The 18,786-nt window shown below is 74.7% G+C and carries 17 protein-coding genes and 1 tRNA gene; 7 read left to right on the forward strand and 11 right to left on the reverse strand.

The features are described from left to right. Positions 1–9: 9 nt before the first annotated feature. Positions 10–1,236 (reverse strand): threonine ammonia-lyase, encoded by a 1,227-nt coding sequence (gene ilvA, locus O2W15_RS03280; protein WP_269161617.1) that lies wholly within the window; start codon positions 1,234–1,236, stop codon positions 10–12. A gap of 78 nt (positions 1,237–1,314) precedes the next feature. Between ilvA and O2W15_RS03285 the strand changes: the two genes are divergently transcribed. The 3 genes from O2W15_RS03285 to O2W15_RS03295 all read left to right on the forward strand — a co-directional run bounded on the left by O2W15_RS03285 (position 1,315) and on the right by O2W15_RS03295 (position 5,382). After that, complete coding sequence (locus O2W15_RS03285) at positions 1,315–2,784, forward strand: sigma 54-interacting transcriptional regulator (RefSeq protein ID WP_269161616.1); 1,470 nt, start codon at positions 1,315–1,317, stop codon at positions 2,782–2,784. Position 2,785: 1 nt separating this feature from the next. Next, a complete protein-coding gene (locus O2W15_RS03290; RefSeq protein ID WP_269178345.1) occupies positions 2,786–4,780 on the forward strand; it encodes a VWA domain-containing protein in 1,995 nt (664 codons plus the stop codon). Between the two features lie 137 nt (positions 4,781–4,917). Continuing rightward, positions 4,918–5,382 carry a GNAT family N-acetyltransferase gene (locus O2W15_RS03295; RefSeq protein WP_269161614.1) on the forward strand — a complete coding sequence of 155 codons (465 nt, stop codon included), beginning with the start codon at positions 4,918–4,920 and terminating at the stop codon, positions 5,380–5,382. On the opposite strand, the gene O2W15_RS03300 is transcribed toward O2W15_RS03295, so the two are convergent. Beyond that, entirely contained in the window at positions 5,375–6,736 is a 1,362-nt protein-coding gene (locus O2W15_RS03300; protein ID WP_269178346.1) for a DUF2252 domain-containing protein, read from the reverse strand. The genes O2W15_RS03295 and O2W15_RS03300 overlap by 8 nt on opposite strands. 87 nt (positions 6,737–6,823) lie before the next feature. On the opposite strand from O2W15_RS03300, the gene O2W15_RS03305 reads away from it, so the two are divergent. Further along, a complete protein-coding gene (locus O2W15_RS03305; RefSeq protein WP_269161612.1) occupies positions 6,824–7,843 on the forward strand; it encodes an SGNH/GDSL hydrolase family protein in 1,020 nt (339 codons plus the stop codon). Positions 7,844–7,945: 102 nt separating this feature from the next. Continuing rightward, entirely contained in the window at positions 7,946–9,166 is a 1,221-nt protein-coding gene (locus O2W15_RS03310) for an acetyl-CoA C-acetyltransferase (protein ID WP_269161611.1), read from the forward strand. Between the two features lie 123 nt (positions 9,167–9,289). Here O2W15_RS03310 and O2W15_RS03315 read toward each other — a convergent pair whose 3' ends face one another. The 4 genes from O2W15_RS03315 to O2W15_RS03330 form a co-directional block, all read right to left on the reverse strand. After that, positions 9,290–10,102: a Bax inhibitor-1/YccA family protein gene (locus O2W15_RS03315; RefSeq protein WP_269178347.1), complete on the reverse strand. Its 813-nt coding sequence runs from the start codon at positions 10,100–10,102 to the stop codon at positions 9,290–9,292. Between the two features lie 119 nt (positions 10,103–10,221). Beyond that, positions 10,222–10,295, reverse strand: a tRNA-Leu gene (locus tag O2W15_RS03320). Between the two features lie 27 nt (positions 10,296–10,322). Continuing rightward, positions 10,323–11,717 carry an NAD(P)/FAD-dependent oxidoreductase gene (locus tag O2W15_RS03325; RefSeq protein WP_269178348.1) on the reverse strand — a complete coding sequence of 465 codons (1,395 nt, stop codon included), beginning with the start codon at positions 11,715–11,717 and terminating at the stop codon, positions 10,323–10,325. Between the two features lie 48 nt (positions 11,718–11,765). Continuing rightward, positions 11,766–12,530, reverse strand: a complete 765-nt coding sequence (locus O2W15_RS03330; RefSeq protein WP_269178349.1) for a uracil-DNA glycosylase — start codon at positions 12,528–12,530, stop codon at positions 11,766–11,768. A 62-nt stretch (positions 12,531–12,592) separates the two neighbouring features. Here O2W15_RS03330 and O2W15_RS03335 point away from each other — a divergent pair, with 62 nt between their 5' ends. Further along, on the forward strand, positions 12,593–12,898 hold the full coding sequence (locus tag O2W15_RS03335; protein ID WP_269161607.1) for a DUF4235 domain-containing protein: 306 nt from the start codon (positions 12,593–12,595) through the stop codon (positions 12,896–12,898). Positions 12,899–12,983: 85 nt separating this feature from the next. Here the strand turns inward: O2W15_RS03335 and O2W15_RS03340 are convergent, their stop codons facing one another. From O2W15_RS03340 to eno, 4 genes are read right to left on the reverse strand one after another with little or no spacing between them, the layout of a single operon-like run. Continuing rightward, a complete protein-coding gene (locus O2W15_RS03340; protein WP_269178350.1) occupies positions 12,984–13,934 on the reverse strand; it encodes a Ppx/GppA phosphatase family protein in 951 nt (316 codons plus the stop codon). After that, positions 13,931–14,470: a DUF501 domain-containing protein gene (locus O2W15_RS03345; RefSeq protein WP_269178351.1), complete on the reverse strand. Its 540-nt coding sequence runs from the start codon at positions 14,468–14,470 to the stop codon at positions 13,931–13,933. Before O2W15_RS03345 ends, O2W15_RS03340 begins: the two co-directional genes overlap by 4 nt. 4 nt (positions 14,471–14,474) lie before the next feature. After that, entirely contained in the window at positions 14,475–15,038 is a 564-nt protein-coding gene (locus tag O2W15_RS03350) for an FtsB family cell division protein (RefSeq protein WP_269178352.1), read from the reverse strand. A gap of 13 nt (positions 15,039–15,051) precedes the next feature. Then, positions 15,052–16,335 (reverse strand): phosphopyruvate hydratase, encoded by a 1,284-nt coding sequence (gene eno, locus O2W15_RS03355; protein ID WP_269161604.1) that lies wholly within the window; start codon positions 16,333–16,335, stop codon positions 15,052–15,054. 96 nt (positions 16,336–16,431) lie between these two features. Between eno and O2W15_RS03360 the strand changes: the two genes are divergently transcribed. Continuing rightward, positions 16,432–17,394 carry a hypothetical protein gene (locus tag O2W15_RS03360; RefSeq protein ID WP_269178353.1) on the forward strand — a complete coding sequence of 321 codons (963 nt, stop codon included), beginning with the start codon at positions 16,432–16,434 and terminating at the stop codon, positions 17,392–17,394. Positions 17,395–17,397: 3 nt separating this feature from the next. Here O2W15_RS03360 and O2W15_RS03365 read toward each other — a convergent pair whose 3' ends face one another. Continuing rightward, positions 17,398–18,669, reverse strand: coding sequence for a mechanosensitive ion channel family protein (locus O2W15_RS03365; RefSeq protein WP_269178354.1), 1,272 nt, complete (start codon positions 18,667–18,669; stop codon positions 17,398–17,400). Positions 18,670–18,786: the final 117 nt, after the last annotated feature.

The raw sequence follows: 18,786 nt of genomic DNA on the forward strand, positions 1-18,786 counted from the left end.
CCGCTCCGGTCAGTCGACGCGAGGGGCGTACCCGGCCGCGGAGAGTGCGGCCAGCACGTGCTCGGCGTGGTCGGGGCCGCGGGTCTCCAGGTGCACGCCGACCTCCACCTCGCCCAGCACCAGGCGCGGCGTCAACCGCTCGTGCTCGACGGAGAGCACGTTGGCGGCCAGACCGGCCAGCTCCCGGAGCAGCCCGGCGAGCGAGCCCGGCCGGTCGGGCACCTGCACCCGCAGCGACAGGTAGCGCCCGGCGGCGGCCATGCCGTGCTGGACGACCTTCATCATCAGCACCGGGTCGATGTTGCCGCCGGAGACGACCGCCACGACCGGCGGGGCGAACGCGGCGGGGTCGGCCAGCAGCGCGGCGACCGCGGCGACCCCGGCCGGCTCGACCACCAGCTTGGCGCGCTCGAGGCAGAACAGCAGCGCCCGGGAGAGGTCGCCCTCGCTCACCGTCACGACGTCGTCGACCAGGCCGGTGACGTGCGCCAGGGTGAGGTCACCGGGGGCGGCGACGGCGATGCCGTCGGCCATCGTCGCCATGCTGGTCAGCCGCACCGGCCGGCCGGCGGCCAGCGAGGCGGGGAAGGCGGCCGCCGTCGCCGCCTGGACCGCGACCACCCGGACGTCGGGACGGCGGGCCTTCACCGCGGCGGCGATCCCGGACACCAGCCCGCCGCCGCCGGTGCAGACGACCACCGTCGCCACGTCCGGGCACTGCTCGAGCACTTCCAGGCCCACGGTGCCCTGCCCGGCGATGACGTCGGGGTGGTCGAAGGGGTGGATGAACACCGAGCCGGTCCGGTCGGCGTACTCCACCGCCGAGACGATCGCCTCGGTGAGGGTCTCCCCGCCGAGCCGCGCGTCCGCGCCGTAGCCGCGCGTGGCGGCGACCTTGGGCAGCGGGGCGCTCTCCGGCATGAACACGGTCGCGGCCGCACCGAGCTCGCGGGCGGCCAGCGCGACGCCCTGGGCGTGGTTGCCGGCGCTGGCCGCGACCACGCCCCGGGCGCGCTCGGCGTCGCTGAGCCGGGCGATCCGGGTGTAGGCGCCGCGGATCTTGAACGAGCCGGTGCGCTGCAGGTTCTCGCACTTGAGCCACGCGGGACCGCCCACCCGCTCCGCCAGCGCCCGGGAGTGCTCCAGCGGCGTCCGGCGCACCACGCCGTCCAGCAACCGGGCGGCCGACTCGACGTCGGCACCGCTGACCAGGGGCACTGCACCGGGGACGGACACGCCGCCGATCCTCGCAGTCCGCGGATGCGCGGTGCGACGGACACCCGGGTGTCACAGGTCCGTCGTACCGTGGTCGAGGTGACGGACGCCGCACTGACGGGGACCTCCCAGTCCCCCACCCCTCCCGCTCCCACCACTCTCGGCGAGCTCCGCGCCAGCGGGGCCGCCCCCCGGCCGGTCAAGGCCGAGATCCGCCAGAACCTCCTCGCCCGGCTGGCCGCCGGCGAGCCCACGCTGCCCGGCATCGTCGGGTTCGAGGACACCGTCGTCCCCGAGGTCGAGCGGGCGCTCATCGCCGGGCACGACCTGGTGCTGCTCGGTGAACGCGGCCAGGGCAAGACCCGGCTGATCCGCACCCTGGTCGGCCTGCTCGACGAGTGGACCCCGGTGCTGGTCGGCAGCGAGCTCAACGAGCACCCGCTGCAGCCGATCAGCGTCTGGGGGCACCGCCAGGTCGCCGAGCACGGCGACGCGACCCCGGTCGGCTGGCTGCACCGCAGCGAGCGGTTCGGCGAGAAGCTGGCCACCCCCGACACCAGCGTCGGCGACCTGATCGGCGACGTCGACCCGATCAAGGTGGCCGAGGGCCGGACCCTGGGCGACCCGGAGACGGTCCACTACGGGCTCGTCCCGCGCACCAACCGCGGCATCTTCAGCGTCAACGAGCTGCCCGACCTGGCCGAGCGGATCCAGGTCGCGCTGCTCAACGTGCTGGAGGAGCGGGACATCCAGATCCGCGGGTACCGGGTGCGGCTGCCGCTGGACCTGCTGCTCGTCGCCAGCGCCAACCCCGAGGACTACACCAACCGCGGCCGGATCATCACCCCGCTCAAGGACCGGTTCGGCGCCGAGGTGCGCACCCACTACCCGATCGAGCTCGCCGACGAGGTACGACTGCTGGAGCAGGAGGCGCAGACCACCTGGCTGGGCGGGAGCGGTGAGCTCGGCACCCCGCTGGTGCCGCAGCACCTGGTGGAGATCGTCGCCCGGTTCACCCGGCTGGTCCGCGAGTCCAGCCACGTCGACCAGCGCTCCGGGGTCAGCGCCCGGTTCGCCATCGCCGGGCTGGAGACGGTGGCCGCCTCCGCGGTGCGCCGGGCCGCCGTCGCCGGGGAGAGCCGGCCGGTGGCGCGGGTGGTCGACCTGCCCAGCATCGTCCCGGCCAGCCGCGGGAAGGTGGAGTTCGCCGACTCCGGCAGCGACGCCGACGACGACCGTGACCTGGAGGTGCTCGAGCACCTGCTGCGCCAGGCCACCGCCCAGACCTTCCGGGCCCGCTGCGGCGGCCTGGACCTCACCGGTCTGCAGGAGCACTTCACCGGCGGGGACACCGTGGAGTCCGGTGACCTGGTGCCGGCCGCCGTCCTGCTCGGACAGCTGGGCACCATCCCGCACCTGGCCCAGCTGCTCGGCCGGCTCGGGGTGCCCGAGGGCGAGCAGTCCGCCGAGCAGGCCGCCGCCGCCGTCGAGTTCGCGCTCGAGGGCCTGTGGCTGACCCGCCGGCTGGCCAAGGACACCGACGGCTCGCGCACGGTCTACGGAGCCTGAGATGCCGCAGCGACGGCACGGCGGGTACCGGTACGGCAAGTGGCGGGGCGGGCCCGACCCCCTGGCGCCGCCCTACGACGTGGGGTCCGCGGTCGACGAGATCGGCGACCAGGTGCTGGCCGGCAGCGGCGTGCGGGAGGCGATGCGCGACCTGCTGCGCCGCGGCGTCGACGGCCGGCGGGGCCTGGACCAGCTGCGCCGCACCGTCCGGGACCGGCTGCGCCAGGCCCGCGAGGCCGGCCGGCTGGACGGCACGCTGGAGCAGGTCCGGGAGCTGCTGGACCGGGCCGTCGAGGCCGAGCGGACCGCGCTGTTCCCCGACCCCGACGACGCGGCCCGGCTGGCCGAGGCCGAGCTCGACGCGCTGCCGGAGGACACCGCCGGGGCCGTCCGCGCGCTCAAGGACCACGCCTGGCGCTCCCCCGAGGCGGCCCAGGCCTACCGGGAGATCGAGGACCTGCTCCGGCAGGAGGTGCTGGACAGCTCGTTCCAGGGGATGAAGCAGGCCCTGCAGCAGATGCAGGACGGCGACGGCGCCGCGATGCAGGCGGTCAAGGACATGGTCGCCGACCTCTCCGCGCTGGTCGACGCGCACAACCGCGGCGAGGACACCGACCAGCAGTTCGCCGACTTCATGGACAAGCACGGGCAGTTCTTCCCCGACGACCCGCAGTCGGTGGAGGAGCTGATCGACTCTCTCGCCCGCCGCGCGGCCGCCCAGGAACGGATGATGGCCGGGCTGTCGCCCGAGCAGCGGGCCGAGCTGCAGGACCTGATGGGCCAGGCGATGGGCGACCTCGGGCTGCAGAGCGAGATGGCGCACCTGTCCGATGCGCTGCGGCAGGCCCGGCCGGACCTGCCGTGGGGCCAGCGCGGCCCGGTGCCCGACGGGGACCAGCCGCTGGGGCTGGGCGACGCGACGACCGCCGTCGCCGAGCTGGCCGACCTGGAGGCGCTGTCCCAGCAGCTGTCCCAGGGGTACGCCGGCGCCTCCCTGGCCGACGTGGACGAGGAGCTGCTGGAGCAGGCGCTGGGCCGCTCGGCCGTCGACGACCTCGCCGCGCTGCGCCGGCTCGAGCGGGAACTGGAGCGGCAGGGCTGGCTCGACCGCTCGGAGGGGGCGCTGCAGCTCTCCCCCAAGGCGGTGCGCCGGCTGGGCGCCACGGCCCTGCGCCGGGTGTTCGCGAAGCTGTCGGCCACCGGGCGCGGCGAGCACGACGTCGCCGACGCCGGCGCCGCCGGGGAGCTGACCGGCGCCTCGCGGGAGTGGCGGTTCGGCGACGAGCAGCCGCTGGACGTCGTCCGCACGGTGCGCAACGCCGTGCTGCGCAGCGCCGGCACACCCCGGGAGGACGGCCAGCGCCGGGTGCAGATCGCCGTCGAGGACTTCGAGGTGGTGGAGACCGAACGGCGCACCGGGGCCGCGGTGGCGCTGCTGGTCGACCTCTCGTACTCGATGGCGCTGCGCGGCACCTGGGGCGCGGCCAAGTCCACCGCGATGGCCCTGCACTCGCTGGTGACCACCCAGTTCCCGCAGGACGCCATCGAGATCATCGGCTTCTCCTCCACCGCCCAGGTGCTCCGCCCGGAGACCCTCGCCGAGCTGAGCGTGGACACCCTGCAGGGCACCAACCTGCAGCACGGGCTGATGCTGGCCCGCCGCTTCCTGGCCCGGCACCGGGACGCCGAGCCGGTGGTCCTCGTGGTGACCGACGGGGAGCCGACCGCGCACCTGGAGGACGACGGGACGCCGTACTTCTGCTGGCCGCCGATGCCCGAGACGATCGCCCGCACGGTGGCCGAGGTGGAGCGGGTGGCCCGCGCGGGCGCGACGCTCAACGTCTTCGCCCTGGACCCGGAGCCCGGGCTGGTGGAGTTCGTGCACGACATCACCGCACGGGCCGGCGGCCGGGTGTTCCAGCCCGACAGCGAGCGGCTGGGCGAGTACGTCGTCGCCGACTACCTCCGGACACGCCGCGGACGACGCGGTCGGTGACGGACAGTGACCAGATGAGGTGAGCAGCGCTGTCCTCTGCACCGGTGCGGGAGCGCGCGGACCGCGTCCGGTCAGGGGATCCGGTGAAGAACCGGGGATCGGAGACGCGCCGGGCCAGGATCGGGGACACTGTTGTGGTGACCATCGAGGCGGAGACCGGGACGATCACCATCGAGCAGGTCGACGCGGCGACGACCTACCCGCTGCGTGCCCAGGAGCTGCGCCAGGGCCGACCGCTCGGGATCGACGAGGATGACGCTCCGTACACGCTGCACCTGGCCGCCCGGATCGACGGCGACGAGGTGGTCGGCGTGGTCCGCTTCCACCCGCGGGACTGCCCCTGGCGGGAGGGCGAGGGCTCCTGGCAGCTGCGGGGCATGGCCACCGACCCGCGGGTGCGGGGGCTCGGGGCCGGCCGGGCGCTGGTGGCCGCGGGGCTGGCCCGGGTCGCCGCCTGCGGCGGGCAGCTGGTCTGGTGCGACGCCCGGGCCTCCGCCGTCGGCTTCTACGAGCGCCTGGGCTTCCAGATCGTCACCGACGAGTACGACCTGCGGCCGGTGGGCGCGCACCGGGGCATGCTGATCGAGCTGCCGATCAGGTGACCGTGAGGGCCCCGCTGGAGCTGACCCCGGGGATCTGACCGGACCGGAAGGCGTTGACGAAGAGCCGGTGGTCGGCGCGGGTCCGCTCGGCGTAGGAGTGCGCGAAGTCGATCAGGTCGGCGATGAACTCCTCGCGCCGGTCGCCGATCATCTCGGTGATCGCGTCCTCGGTCTGGAAGTCGACCAGTTCGTGGTCGCTGTCGGCGTCCCCGACGCAGTGCATCTTGGCCGTGGCCCGCCCCAGCTGGGCGACCACGGGCAGGATCTCCTCCGGCTCGGTCAGGTCGTCCCAGTCCAGGTCGAGCTCGTAGGGCGAGAGCTCGGCGACCACGAAGCCCACACCGTCGATCTCGGTGTGCCCGAGGAAGGCCGAGGCGTAGGACTGCAGCGCCCGCTGGCTCATCGCCGTCCGGTGACCTTCGTGCTCGAAGTGCCGGCGGATCTCCGGGTCGGTCACCACCCGGCTCGGCGCCGGCACGTTGCCCTGCTTCATCGACAGGACGACGTCGTTCTCCAGCGCCTGGTCGTACCCCTCGATCAGCACGTTGTAGGCCGGCAACCCGGCGCTGCCGATGCCGAAGCCACCGGCGGCGACGACGTCCTTCACGTCGTAGGTCACCTCCCGGCGGCGCTTGCCGGGCGGCAGCGTCTCCCGGTACCGCTCCACGGCGGCCAGCACGCGGTCCCGCTCGCCGTCGTCCAGCCGGCGGGTGCGCGGACGGTCGGCGAAGCGGCGCTGGTGCGCCTCGATCACCGTCATCCGCTCCAGCAGCGCGATCCGGGTGTGCTCGGTGGTCTCCAGCACGAGCTCGTGCACCGCACCCTCGGTGTTCTCCCGGCGGAGGGCGAAGGAGCGGTCGTCGTCGGCGGCGACGAAGGCGTGCACCTGGTCCAGGTAGGACTCCAGGTAGCGGCGCAGTACGGCGTCGATCACGTCGTCGCCGAGCGCCTTGCGCCAGGCGAGGAGGGCGAAGCTGGCGGCGAACCGGCGGAGGTCCCAGCTGACGTGGCCGAGGTAGGCCTCGTCGAAGTCGTTGACGTCGAAGACGATCCGCCCCTGCCCGTCCATGTAAGTGCCGAAGTTCTCCGCGTGCAGGTCACCCTGGATCCACACCCGCGACGTCCGCTCGTCACACCACGGGTCCGTGAGCGTTGCCATGTCGGCGTAGAACAGACATGCCGACCCGCGGTAGAAGGCGAACGGGTCCGCCGCCATCTTGCGGAACTTGGTGCGGAAGGCGTCGGCATCGGCGGCCATGAGGTCGGAGAAGGCGTCGACGAGGACGTCGACGATCTGCTGCTGCCGGTCGGCGGGGTCCTCGCCAGCAGGGGTGATCTGGGTGCGTTCGTCCACGGCGCCACCGTAGGGGGTGGCTAGCCTGGGATTCAGCGCTCTCGACCGCAGCACGCGGCCGAGGAGCCAGGAGAGAGGACGGGCCGGGTGACGCGAGCGAGCAGGGCGCGGCGGCTGGCGACCGGCGCCGCCTACGGCGGTGGCGGTGTGGGGCTGGCCGGCGCCGCGCTGGTGGCGCTGTTGCGCCAGGAGGCCCGGGCCGCCCGACGCCGGGTCAAGGCGAACCCGTCCGAGGCCGACCCTCCCACCGGCAACGGCGTGTACGGCCGCGGTCGAGGCAAGCCGCTCGTGTTCGCGGTGCTCGGCGACTCCAGCGCCGTGGGGCTCGGGGTGGACGACGCCCGGGAGACCCCTGGTGTGCTGGTCGCTGCTGCGCTGGCCGAGCTGGCCGAGCGGCCGGTCCGGCTGGCCAAGTTCGCCCGGTCCGGCGCCGTGTCCAAGGACCTCGCCGCCCAGGTGGACCAGGCCCTGCTCGAACGCCCGGCCGTCGCCCTGATCATGATCGGCGCCAACGACGTCACCAGTCGGGCCCGGCCCGCGGACTCGGTGCGGGCGCTGGCCGAGGCCGTGCGCCGGCTGATCGCCGCCGACTGCCAGGTCGTCGTCGGCACCTGCCCCGACCTGGGCACCATCCGGCCGATCGCCCAGCCGCTGCGGGTGCTGGCCCGGCGCTGGAGCCGCCAGCTGGCCGCCGCGCAGACGATCGCCGTGGTCGCCGAGGGCGGGCGCACCGTCTCCCTCGGCTCGGTGCTCGGCCCCTCGTTCGCCAGCGACCGGGAGCTGTTCAGCCACGACGAGTTCCACCCGTCGGCGGCCGGGTACGCCGCGGCGGCCGCCTCGGTGCTGCCCTCGATCGCCGACTCGATCGGCGTGTGGCCCGCGGCAGCCGACCGGGGACTGCGGCTGCGCCGGGACACCGTCCGCCCGGTCGCCCAGGCCGCGGCCCGGGCCGCCGGCCGCACCGGCACCGAGGTGCAGCCGACCGCCGTCCGCGGGAACGAGACCGGTCCCCGGGGCCCGTGGGCCCGGCTCCGTCGACGGCAGCCCCCGGAGATCCCGACGCCCGAGCAGGCCGACGAGTCCGCGCTCGAGGCCGCACCGCGGTGAGCCCCCCGCCGCCGACGGACGGCGGAGCTACCCGGGGGTAGGTTCGGGTCATCTGACGTCCGTCGCCGCCCGCGAGGTGGCGCGCCTCATCGTGGAGGACCCATGCCCGAAGCCGTCATCGTCGCCGCCGCCCGCTCCCCCATCGGCCGCGCGTTCAAGGGGTCGCTCAAGGACCTCCGTCCGGACGACCTGGCCGCGACGATCACCCGGGCCGCGCTGGACCAGGTGCCGCAGCTGGACCCGACCGACATCGACGACCTGATGCTGGGCTGTGGCCTGCCCGGCGGTGAGCAGGGCTTCAACATGGGCCGGGTCGTCGCCGTCCTGATGGGGATGGACCACCTGCCCGGGACGACGATCACCCGGTACTGCTCCTCGTCGCTGCAGACCACCCGGATGGCGCTGCACGCCATCAAGGCCGGCGAGGGCGACGTGTTCATCTCCGCCGGCGTCGAGCTGGTGTCCCGCTTCACCAAGGGCAACTCCGACGCCATCCCGGACACCCACAACCCGCGCTTCGCCGACGCCGAGGCCCGGGTCGCCAAGACCGCCGAGAGCGGCGCGGAGAGCTGGCAGGACCCGCGCGAGGACGGCGAACTCCCCAACGCCTACATCGCCATGGGCCAGACCGCGGAGAACCTCGCGCTGCTCAAGGACGTCTCCCGCCAGGAGATGGACGAGTTCGCCGTGCGCAGCCAGAACCTGGCCGAGCAGGCGATCGCCAACGGCTTCTGGGAGCGGGAGATCACCCCGGTCACCACGCCGGACGGCACCGTGGTCAGCAAGGACGACGGCCCGCGCGCCGGCACCACCCTCGAGGGGCTCGCCGGCCTCAAGCCGGTCTTCCGGCCCGACGGCCGGGTGACCGCGGGCAACGCCTGCCCGCTCAACGACGGTGCGGCGGCCCTGGTGATCATGAGCGACCGCAAGGCGCAGGACCTGGGCATCACCCCGCTGGCCCGGATCGTCTCCACCGGCGTCACCGGGCTGTCGCCGGAGATCATGGGCTACGGCCCGGTCGCGGCCTCGGAGCAGGCGCTGGCCCGGGCGGGCATGTCCATCTCGGACATGGACCTCGTGGAGATCAACGAGGCGTTCGCGGCGCAGGTCATCCCCAGCTACCGCGACCTGGGCATCGACATCGACAAGCTGAACGTGCACGGTGGCGCGATCGCCGTCGGGCACCCGTTCGGCATGACCGGCGCCCGGATCACCGGCACGCTGCTCAACGGGCTGCGCGCCCGCGACGGCCAGTTCGGCCTGGAGACGATGTGCGTCGGCGGCGGGCAGGGCATGGCGATGGTGCTCGAGCGCCTCTCCTGACGTCGCGCCCCGGGCGGCCGACCGGCCGCCCGGGGCCGCGCGCACAGACGACCGTGGCCCGGCCCCCTCGCGGGGACCGGGCCACGGTCGTCGTGTGTCGGGCCCCGGGACGGGGCCCTGCGATCACTCGCGGAAGTAGCTGAGCAGCCGCAGGATCTCGATGTACAGCCAGATGACCGTGACGAGCAGGCCGAAGGCGATGTACCAGGCGAACTTCGGCTCGACGCCGCGACGGATCGCCTCGTCGGCCATGTCGAAGTCCAGCAGCAGCGTGAACGCCGCGACGCCGATGACGACGATGCTGAAGATGATGGCCAGCGGGCCACCGTCGCGCAGGCCCAGGCCGCCCGGGATGAAGAAGCTGGCGACCAGGTTGACGATCACGAGCGCCAGGACGCCGAAGAGCGCGCCCACGATCCAGCGGGTGAGCTTCGGGGTGACCCGGATGGCACCGGTCTTGTAGACCACCAGCATCCCGGCGAAGACACCGAAGGTGCCGATCAGCGCCTGCGCCACGATGCCGCTGTACTGGTCGTTGAACATCTCGCTGATCGCGCCGAGCGCGACGCCGTAGAGAGCGCCGTACGTCAGCGTCGCGACCGGGTTGGCGACCTGCTTGAACGCGATCACCAGGCCCAGCACGAGAGCGACCAGGATGGCCGGCAGCGCCAGCCCCAGGGCGAGGCTGTCCGGCAGCACGGCCCAGGTCACGGCAGCGGAGAGCACCGTCACCAGGAAGCTCATGCCGGTCTTGGTGACGACGTCGTCCATCGTCATGTAGGCGCGGTCGGTCGCGGCGTACGGCGACGGAGCGGCGTACGGGTCGTGCTGGGTGGGTGCCCCGCCGTACGTCTGCTGCGGGGCGGGGCCCCAGCCGGCGGACTGGCCGTTGCCGGCTGCCGGGAGGCCCCGGAAGGCCGGGTTGCTGCTGGGCATCGTCATCTCCTCGAGGTGACTGGTCGGGCCGTGGGGCTCAACTTGTCCGCCCCACGCTGTCTGGTGTAACGCCAGGTCAGTGCCGGTAGTTCCCGTGTGCCCGGGACCACCCGGACGGGTGCCCCCGGTCGGGTTCGAACCGACACCGGGACCCTTTTAAGGGGCCTGCCTCTGCCGATTGGGCTACGGGGGCGCGCGGGCTCGTGGCCCGCCCCGGACCCTAGCTGGCGCGCGGGCCCGACTGGTCCCGATCGGCCGCGCTGGGCGGCGGGATCGACGGGGCCTGGCCGCCGGTGGCCGCGGCGACGAACTCCCGCCGCGGGTTCTGCAGCTGGCCCAGCGCGATGACCTCGCGCCGGAACACCGAGGCGAGCGCCCAGTCGGCGACCACCCGCACCTTGCGGTTCAGGGTGGGCACCCGGCTGACGTGGTAGGCGCGGTGCATCCACCAGGCCGGCCGGCCCTTGAGCTTGACCCCGTAGACCTGGGCGACGCCCTTGTGCAGCCCGAGGCTGGCCACCGACCCCGCGTAGGCGTGCCGGTACTCCGTGGGCTGCTCGCCGTCCAGCACGGCCACGATGTTGTCGGCCAGCCGCTTGGCCTGCCGCACCGCGTGCTGGGCGTTCGGGGCGGTCGTGGCGCCGGGGTCGTCCTTGGTCAGGTCCGGGACGGCGGCCAGGTCACCGGCGGCCCACGCACCGTCCAGAGCCGCACCCTCGGGGCCCTCGACCTGCAGCGTGGCCCGGCAGCGGACCCGGCCGCGCTCGTCCAGCGGCAGGTCGGTCTGGGCGAGCATCGGGTGCGGCTTGGTGCCCGCCGTCCAGACCAGGGTGTCGCTGGCGAACTCGTCGCCGTCGCCGGTGCGCACGACGCCGTCGTCGGAGACGGAGTCCAGCGTGGTGTTGAGCTTGACCTCCATGCCGCGGGCCTGCAGCTGCTGCACCGTCCAGGCACCCATGTCCGCGTCGACCTCGGGCAGGATCCGGCCGGTCGCCTCCACCAGGACCCAGCGCATGTCCGCCGGGGACAGCCGGGGGTAGTAGCGCTCCAGGGCGTAGCGGGCCATGTCCTCCAGCTCGGCGAACGCCTCGATCCCGGCGTAGCCCCCACCGACGAAGGTGAAGGTCAGCGCCCGCCGGCGCACCTGCGGGTCGTCGGTGGAGCTCGCGGCGTCCAGCCGGGCCAGCACGTGGTTGCGCAGGTAGATGGCCTCGCCGACGTTCTTGAAACCGATGCCGTGCTCGGCGAGCCCCGGGATGGGGAGGGTGCGGGCCACCGAGCCGGCGGCCATCACCAGCACGTCGTAGCGCAGCTCGAAGGAGTCGCCCTCGGCCGGCGTCACCGTCGCGGTCCGGTCGGCGTGGCTGAGCCCGGCCACCGCACCGGTGATGACGCGGCACTGGTCCAGCGTGCGCCGCAGCGGGACGACGACGTGCCGGGGCTCCACCGAGCCGGCCGCCGCCTCGGGCAGGAACGGCTGGTACGTCATGTGCGGTTGCGGGTCGACCACGATGATCTCCGCCCGCCCGCGACGCAGCTTCTTCTGCAAGCGCAGGGCGGTGTAGAGGCCGACGTAGCCGCCGCCCACGATCAGGATCACCGGTCGCTGGGCCATGGACTCACCGTAGGCCCGCACGCGCCCCGACGGACACCTGCCGCCGGCTCACCCCGCGGCGGCGAGCGCCTTCGCCCGGTCCAGCACCGCGTCCAGCATCGGCTCGGTGAGCCGGCCGGTGAAGGTGTTCTGCTGGCTGACGTGGTAGCTGCCGAGCAGGGTCAGCGGGCCGTTCGGGCCGGCGAGCGACACCTCCACGCCGTGCCCGAAGGCCGGCCGCGGCCGGGGCAGCGGCACGCCGGCGCCGGCCAGCACCGGCCACAGCGCCGTCCAGCCGAACCCGCCGAGCACCACGATCACCCGCAGCCGGGGCAACAGCGCCAGCTCCCGAGCCAGCCACGGCGAGCAGGTGTCCCGCTCCTCCGGCGTGGGCGCGTTGGCCGGTGGCGCGCACCGCACCGCGGCGCACACCCGGACGTCGGTCAGCTCCAGCCCGTCGTCCTTGGCCACCGAGGTCGGCTGGTTGGCCAGCCCGGCCCGCCACAGCGCGGCGAAGATCCAGTCGCCGCTGCGGTCGCCGGTGAACACCCGGCCGGTGCGGTTCCCGCCGTGCGCGGCGGGGGCCAGGCCGACGACGCCGATCCGCGCATCGGCGGGCCCCATCCCCGGCACCGGACGTCCCCAGTACTCCTCCGAGCGGAAGGACGCCCGCTTCACCCGGGCCACCTCCTCGCGCCAGGTCACCAGCCGCGGACAGGCCCGGCAGCCGGAGACCCGTTCGTCCAGGACCGTCAGCTCGTGGCTGCCGGCGGCGGCGCGGACGACGCCGGCCGGACTGCGGGTGACGGGGAAGCCGTCGGCGTCACGTGCCACCCCGACAGCACAGCACGAGGCCGCGAAGGGCGCCGGAGCCGCCCCCACGGCATGATCGGGGGGTGGCGAAGAAGCAGAAGGTGAAGACCCCGTTGCTGTACAAGCTGCTCGGCCCGGCGATGGCCATCCCCGCTGGCATCGTGGTCAAGAAGCTCGCGGACACGACCTGGGAGAAGGTGCGCGGCTACCCGCCGCCGAAGAACCCGGTGGCCGCCGGGGTGAGCTGGCCCGACGCGCTGGCCTGGGCCGCCATCTCCGGCGCCCTGTACGCCGCCGGCCGGCTGGTCGCTGCCGCCGGCGCCGCCACCGTCTACGAGAAGATCACCGGCAGCCTGCCGCCGGGCATCAACTCCGACAGCGCGGCCTGAGAAAGGACCCCCTGCCCCCCACCGCTCGCAAGCTCGCGGCGGGGCCCTGCAGGGGGCCGAAACGCCCCTGACGCCGCGGACGGCGTCAGGGGCGTCCGAGGCGGAGGGCGATGCCGTCGAGGATGTCGTGCTCGCTGACGACCACCTCGTCGAGGTCGAACGCGTCCATGACCACCCGCAGCACCAGGGCGCCGGCGCCGATCACGTCGACCCGGCCCGGGTGCATCACGGGGTAGGCCGCCCGCCGCCCCCGGGTCGCGGTCAGCAGACCGGCCGACACCGAGCGGACGGCGCCCACCGGGATCCGTGACCCGTGGATGGCGACCGGGTCGTAGGCGGGCAGGCCGAGCGCCAGGGCGGCCACCGTGGTCACCGAACCGGCCAGCCCGACGAGGGTGGCGGTCTCCCCCACCGGCACCTCGGCGGCGACCAGCTCCAGGGCCGCCCGCACGTCGGCCTCCGCGCCCTGCACCTCGTCCGCGGGCGGCGGGTCGCTGCGCAGGTGCCGCTCGGTGAGCCGGACGCACCCCACGTCCACCGACCGCGCCGCCCGCACCCCGCCGGCATCCCCGAGCACGAACTCCGTCGAACCGCCCCCGATGTCGACGACCAGGTACGGCGGCCGCGGCGCGGTGGCACCGTGCACCCGTGCGGCGGCGGCCAGCGAGGCGGTGGCGCCGAGGAAGGAGAGCTCGGCCTCCTCCAGCCCGGTCACCACGTCGGGCAGCTGACCCAGGGTCGCGGTCACCATCGCCTCGAACTCGTCGCGGTTGGCGGCGTCCCGGCTGGCGCTGGTGGCCACCATCCGCACCCGCTCGGCACCCAGCTCACGCGCCTGGGCGGCGTACTCGGCGAGCACCCGGCGGGTGCGCTCGATCGCCTCGGGCGCCAACCGGCCGGTCGCGTCCACCCCCTGGCCGAGCCGCACGACCTCCATCCGGCGGAGCAGGTCGGTGTGCGCGCCCTCGACGGGCACGTCGGCGACCAGCAGCCGGATCGAGTTGGTGCCGCAGTCGATGGCGGCGACCCGGGTCATCGGACGTCCTCGGGGTCCTGCGGGGACGGCTGGGCGCACGGCCCCGCCGCCCACCACTCCCCCATCTCCGCGACCGCACGGTCGCCGACCGGGTTCACCCCGGGGCCGGCGGCCAGGGCATGGCCGGCCAGGGCGTGCAGGCACTTGACCCGATCGGGCATGCCCCCGGCGCTGGCCCGGGTGGGCAGCACGTCCCGGGAGTCCCGGGTGGCCAGGAAGGACTCGTGCGCCGCCCGGTAGCCCGCCGCGAGCTCCGGGTCGGTGGCCAGCTCCGCCTGCCAGTCCCGCATCCGGCCGGCCGACTCCAGCCGGCTGGCGGCCGCGGTCGCCCGCGGGCAGGTCAGGTAGTAGAGCGTCGGGAACGGGGTGCCGTCCTCCAGCCGGGGCGCGGTCTCCACCACGTCGGGCTGGCCGCAGGGGCAGCGGTGCGCGACGCCGACCAGCGCGCGCGGCGGGCGGCCCAGCTGACGGGCGATGACGGCGCGCTCGGCGTCGGTGACCGGCGGCGAGACCGGCACGGGGTCGGGGCTGTGCACGTCCCTAGTCTGCGGGAGGGCCCGGATCGGTCTCCGAGGGGCTGCCGTCGGCTGCGGCGATCGAGCCGAGCAGCCCCTCGTACCAGGGCACGGGCGCGTTCCGGGCGGTGCTGCCGGCCGGGTCCTGGGCGGTGTCCCCGGGGTCGCCGGCGTCCCCGACGACGACCAGCCGGTCGCCGGGCAGCACCATGGTGAGCCGCTCCCGGGCCTGCTGGGCGATGTAGGCCGGGTCGGCCTGGCGGTCCAGCTGGGCCTGCAGGTCGGCGGCGCGCTGGTCGAGCGCCTGCTGCTCGGCGGCCAGCTCGGCGAGCTCCGCCCGTCCGGCCACGTACTGGCGCAGCGGCCCGGCCAGGGTCAGCGCCAGCAGCAGCACCAGCGCGCCCAGCAGCACGGCCCGGCCGGTGAACCGCGGACCGCGCCGGGGGGTGGTGCTGCGGGCCGGTCGCCGGGTGGTGCGGCGGCCCGGCCGGTTGTCGGCCGCGCCGCGGGCACCGGCCCGCACCGGCCGCGAGGAGCTCCGGCGGCGGGTGCCACCGGGCCGGGCGCGGCGGGTGCGGGCGGTGCTCACGGAGTGCCCGGGCTCAGCTGCGGGCGGCCAGGCGCGGGAACGCGGCGGCGCCGGCGTAGCGCGCGGCGTCGTCCAGCTCCTCCTCGATCCGGAGCAGCTGGTTGTACTTGGCCACGCGCTCGCTGCGGGCCGGGGCACCGGTCTTGATCTGCCCGCAGTCGGTGGCGACGGCGAGGTCGGCGATCGTGGTGTCCTCGGTCTCGCCCGAGCGGTGGCTCATCATCGACCGGTAGCCGCCCCGGTGGGCCATGTTGACCGCGTCCAGGGTCTCGGTGAGCGTGCCGATCTGGTTCACCTTCACCAGCAGCGCGTTCGCCGCACCCCGGGCAATGCCGTCGGCGAGCCGGGTCGGGTTGGTGACGAACAGGTCGTCGCCGACGATCTGCACGCGGTCGCCGAGCGCCTGGGTCATCGACACCCAGCCGTCCCAGTCCTCCTCGGACAGCGGGTCCTCGATGGAGACGATCGGGTAGGCGTCGACCAGCCCGCGGTAGTACTCGATCAGGTCGTCGGAGCTGAGGGTCTTCCCCTCGAAGGCGTAGCCGGCGTCGCTGTGGAACTCGGTCGCGGCGACGTCGAGGGCGAAGGCGATGTCGGTGCCGACGGTGTAGCCGGCGGCCTGCACGGCCTCGACGATCAGGTCCAGGGCGTCCCGGTTGCTGGGCAGCGACGGAGCGAAACCGCCCTCGTCACCCAGGCCGGTGGCGAGGCCGCGCTTCTTCAGCACGGACTTGAGGGCGTGGTAGGTCTCGGTGCCGACCTGCAGCGCCTCGGCGAAGGTCGCCGCGCCGATCGGGGCGATCATGAACTCCTGCACGTCGACGTTGCTGTCGGCGTGGGCGCCACCGTTGAGGATGTTCATCATCGGCACCGGGAGCAGGTGCGCCGAGGGGCCGCCGACGTAGCGGAACAGCGGCAGGCCGGCGGACTCCGCAGCGGCCTTGGCGACGGCGAGGGAGACGCCGAGGATCGCGTTGGCGCCGAGCCGGGACTTGTCCGGTGTGCCGTCGAGGTCGATCAGCCGCTGGTCGACCATCCGCTGCTCGGCGGCGTCGTACCCGACGAGCTCCGGGCCGATCACGTCCAGGACGCCGTCGACGGCCTGGGTCACGCCCTTGCCGCCGTAGCGGGTCCCGCCGTCCCGGAGCTCCACCGCCTCGAAGGCGCCGGTCGAGGCGCCGCTGGGCACGGCTGCCCGGGTGATCGTCCCGTCGTCGAGTGCCACCTCGACCTCGACGGTGGGGTTTCCGCGCGAGTCGAGGATCTCCCGCGCGCCTACTGCATCGATGCTGGCCACGGGCTGCAGCCTAGCCAGCTCCCGGGGCTGTGCGGCACACCCGCGCCGGGAGCAGCCGGGCAGACCGCCGGCGGACGCCTGGGACGATGGCCGGCGATGACTCCCCCGACCCCGCCCCGCCAGCACCGGCGCGCCGTCCGGCAACTCCTCCTCGGGCTGTCCCCGGTGCTGCTGGTCGGGGTCGTCGTGCTGGTCGCGCTGGCACTGCGGCTGTCCGACGTGCAGGCGCCGCTGGCCGCCGCCGACCGCACCGCGACCGGGACGGTCACCGCGGCCGGCACCGCGCCCGAGGGCCGTGGGCTGGACGTCGCCTTCCGCGACGACTCCGGCCGGGAGCGGAGCGGCACCCTGGAGCTGGACGAGCCGCTCGACGTGCCGGTCGGCGCCGAGCTGACGGTGCAGTACCCCTCGGCTGCCCCCGCGAGCGACCCGGTCCGGGTCCACACCGACGGGGACGCCGCGCACGCCGCGGTCGGGGACGTCGTCTTCGGCCTGGTCGTCGTCGTGCTGGTGCTGCTCGCCGTCGCCGCGCTGACCCTCGCCCGCCTGCTCACCCGGCCGCGGCTGCGGTCGCGGCCCGCCGCCGCGGTGACCGCCACCCACGTCGTGGTGAACCTCGGTCTGCTGGTGCGCAGCTGGCTGGAGCTGGAGACGCCGGCCGGGCGGCGCTGGCTGCCCGTCCACTGGGCACCGGAGCTGGACCGGCTGTCCCCGGCCACCCGGATCGAGGTGCGCGGGAACCCGGCCCGCGGCCGGCTGGTGCTGCCGGTGCTCGACGGCACGGAGGTGTGGCCCTCGGGTCGGCTGCGCAGCCAGGAACCGCTCGGGGAGATGCGGCAGGCGCCCGTCGTCCCCGACGCCGTCGAGCTGGGGATGGCCCGGCAGGCCCGGGCGGACGGCGTCCTGCCCTTCCTCGCCCCGGTACTGGGCCTGCTGTGGGCCTACGTCGACAGCAGCGGCGCTGCGGGCTTCGCCGTGGCGACCGCGCTGTCGGCCGCGGTGCTGTTCTGGGTGCCCCAGCTGCTGGGCTCGGACCCGCAGGCCACCCGCCAGGGCTGACCCTCAGGCGAGCGGCTGCTCCCGGGACTCCTCGTCGAGCCGGGACCGCTCGGCCAGCTCCGCCTCGCTGGGCCCGGTGAAGGCGCGGGAGCGCTCCCGCGCCTCCTCGCTCCCGGTGAACAGCCCGGTCTGCGCGCCGGGCGCCCGCACGCCGCCGTCGCCCGCGACCGGTCGGCGCGGCGGCGCGACGTCCGGACCGGCGACGCCCTCGTTGCGCACCTTGGGCAGCGCGGTCGGGTGCTCGCGCTGCAGCCACCCGACCAGGCCCTCCCGCACGTGGCAGCGCAGGTCGAACAGGGTGGGGCCGTCCTTGGCGCTGACCAGCACCCGGACCCGCACCACGGCGCCGACGGCGTCGGTCACCTGCAGCACCACGACCCGCTCGTCCCACAGCTCGTTGCCCACCACGAGCCGGTCGAGCTCGGCGCGCATCTCGTCCAGGGGCGCCGTCCAGTCGACGTCCAGCTCGACCGACCCGAGGACGGCGGACTCCTTGCGGGTCCAGTTCTGGAAGGGCGTCGTGGTGAAGTGGGTGGAGGGCAGCACCAGCCGCCGGTCGTCCCAGACGTGCACCACGACGTAGGTCAGCGTGATCTCCTCGATCCGGCCCCACTCGCCCTCGACCACGACGACGTCGTCGACCCGGATGGCGTCGGTGAACGCCAGCTGCATCCCGGCGAACACGTTGGCCAGCGAGGTCTGCGCGGCGAGCCCGGCCACCACCGACAGCACCCCGGCGCTGGCCAGGATGCTGGTGCCGGCCGCCCGGGCCGCGGGGAAGGTCAGCAGCATGCCGGCGATCGCCAGCACCGCGATCACCGCCACGGTCAGCCGGCGGATCAGCGTGACCTGGGTGCGCACCCGCCGGGCGTGCCGGTTGTCGTCGACGTCGACGTCGTAGCGGGCCAGCGCCAGGTCCTCGACGACGAACACGGCGACCGCGATGAGCCAGGCCACCACCCCGATCAGGACCAGCCCGAGGACCCGGACGACGACGTCGCGCCAGTCGCCCACCCCCGGCGCGGCGTCCAGCACCAGCGTGACCGCGAGCAGCACGAGGAGCACCCGCAGCGGCCGGCGCCCCCGCCGGGACAGGTCGGCCGCGACCGGCGAGGGCCCGGCGAAGCGGCGCACCAGCGCGCCGATGGCGACGGCGACCAGCCAGGCCACCAGCGCGGCGCCGGCGACCACCAGCAGCAGCAGCCAGGTGCTCCGGGGCAGCGCCGCGGAGACGACGTCGGCGGCGGCGAACGGGGGCGGGGGTGTCAGCGGCACGCGGCGGGAACTCCTTCGTGGGCGGGGCGGTCGACCGGGCACCTCCTCGGCCGGTCGCCGTCCACGCTAGGGGCCGGGACGGGCACCGGTGTCCGGCGATGACCCGGACGGGGCAGG

The sequence above is a fragment of the Modestobacter sp. VKM Ac-2979 genome (assembly GCF_026967995.1).
Classification (GTDB): Bacteria; Actinomycetota; Actinomycetes; order Mycobacteriales; family Geodermatophilaceae; genus Modestobacter.